Below are 2,020 nucleotides of genomic sequence, written 5' to 3'. Positions count from 1 at the left end.
GATGACGCTGATGTAATATGATGTTTATGAATTATGTTTTTCGCTTTGCACTGGCTTGTTCTTTCACCGATTCACGCGGATTGGGCCCTGCGGGCAAAAGAATAGGACGCAGACGTTTTGATTGATGAATGATGAATGTTGATTGATGAATGGCGGCAGCGTGTTCGCGTTGTCGTGTCGGGCGGCACAACCTTTCAGGTTTTCCTGTCCTGAAAGGTTTAAACGCTATTTTAAAACGTATTCCTGTGCGGCGCAACCAGGTTCGCATTTCAATCGGGGTTTCCGGTGCGCCTTCCGAACAATGCGCCTTCCTATCCCGGGGTTCCCCGTCAAAGGCCGGGCAGGCGTTGCACTCCACCCGGGGCTACCCATATTACGCCCCGCTGGGGCTTTTAAATCGGCGCCATGCCAAAAGCCCCTTTAGGGGTTTGGGTAAATGCCTTTTGCGTCTTCTTCGCGTTCTCTGCGTTAAAAAAGGGGACGCTGATGACGCGGATGATATATGATGTTTATGATTTGATGTTTCGCTTTGCACTGGCTTGTTCTTTCACCGATCCACACAGATGGGGCCCTGCGGGCAAAAGAATAGGACGCTGACGTTTTGATTGATGATTCATTATTGATGATTGATGAATGCCGGCAGCATGTTCGCGTTGTTGTGTCGGGCGGCGCACCCTTTTGGGGTTGGAATCCCCGGAAGGGTTAAACGCTATTTTAAATCGTATTCTTGTGCGGCGCATGTTTCGCCAGCATTTCAAATTTACCTTTCCGGTGCGCCTTCTAAACAATGCGCCTTCCTATCCCCGGGTTCCGTTGCACTCCACCCAGGGCTACCCATATTACGCCCCGCTGGGGTGTTTCTTCGCGCCTTCTTGGCGTTCTCTGCGTTAAAAAATTGATTCTTGATGAAAGCGGCAGCGTTTTCGCGTTGTCGTGTCGAGCGGCTCAACCTGTCAATGTATTGAAGAAAGATAAATGATTATTCAATCCTATTGGATGTTATTTATCCGCATAGTGCCCACGAAGGGAAAGAATAGCAATCTGGTTTTCAAAAACCTCGTAAATCAACCGGTTTCCTTTATCAATACGACGCGACCACAAGCCAGAAAGTTCGTATTTCAATGCCTCGGGCTGTCCCAAGCCTGTTTGTGGATGTAATTTAATATCTTCCACTAGTCTCGAAATCCGCTGCTGGATCGTTTTGTTCCCGCTTTTTTTCCAAAACGCAATATCGTCAAGGGCCTTCGATTTGTAAACTACTTCCATAAGTCTTTCGTCTCAATCGCTTTCCCTTTACTGATCCGGGATTTTTGAATTTCTTTCACAAATTCTGGATTATATGGACTTTCGTTTACTTTTATGTAATCTAGTGTCTTCAGAAAATCAACTAATTTTTTCCCTTTAGCCGTTTTTTCATTTACAGTAATCATGAATGTTCTCATATCTTAAATCGTTTGCAACAAAATTACAAAAAATAAGTCACAACAGGCGGCCGGCAACTGGCTACTCAACAAAAGAATAGGACGCGGACATTTTGATTGATGATTGATGATTGATGAATGACGGCTGGCTACTGGCGGTTGGCGGCTAGCTTCGTCTTATGTGTTCTTATGTGCCTTATGTGGTTCAGAGACTGTGATTAGTTAAACGCTGCTCGCTAACGTTTTCGCATTGCGCGGCTTGTGCGGGACAAAGGGGGCGTCTCTTTTCTACAAATATTTCACCCCGCTGGGGTTTTTCTTGGCGTCTTCTTTGCGGCCTTTGCGTTAAAAAATTGATTCTTGATGAAGGCGGCTGGCTGCTGGTTACTGGCTACTCGCTACTCGTGTCTCATATCTCATATCTCATATCTCATTACTCGTTAACGTTTTCCTGTGCGGCGCAACCAGGTTCGCATTTCAATCGGGGTTTCCGGTGCGCCTTCCAAACAATGCGCCTTCCTATCCCCGGGTTCCGTTGCACTCCACCCGGGGCTACCCATATTACGCCCCGCTGGGGCTTTTAAATCGGCACCATGCCA

At 47.0% G+C, this 2,020-nt stretch carries 2 protein-coding genes; both read right to left on the bottom strand.

Features of this window, described 5'->3' with window-relative positions; translation table 11 throughout:
• Window positions 1-999 precede the first annotated feature (999 nt).
• Window positions 1,000-1,266: a Txe/YoeB family addiction module toxin gene (locus tag N2K84_RS20070; protein ID WP_282593619.1), complete on the bottom strand. Its 267-nt coding sequence runs from the start codon at window positions 1,264-1,266 to the stop codon at window positions 1,000-1,002.
• Window positions 1,257-1,442, bottom strand: a complete 186-nt coding sequence (locus N2K84_RS20065) for a DUF2683 family protein (RefSeq protein WP_282593618.1) — start codon at window positions 1,440-1,442, stop codon at window positions 1,257-1,259. Before N2K84_RS20065 ends, N2K84_RS20070 begins: the two co-directional genes overlap by 10 nt.
• Window positions 1,443-2,020: the final 578 nt, after the last annotated feature.

This window comes from Gaoshiqia sediminis (assembly GCF_025907915.1).
Classification (GTDB): domain Bacteria; phylum Bacteroidota; class Bacteroidia; order Bacteroidales; family Prolixibacteraceae; genus Gaoshiqia; species Gaoshiqia sediminis.
The sequence above is the reverse complement of the archived record's forward strand: the minus strand, read 5'-3'. Positions and strand labels throughout refer to the sequence as shown.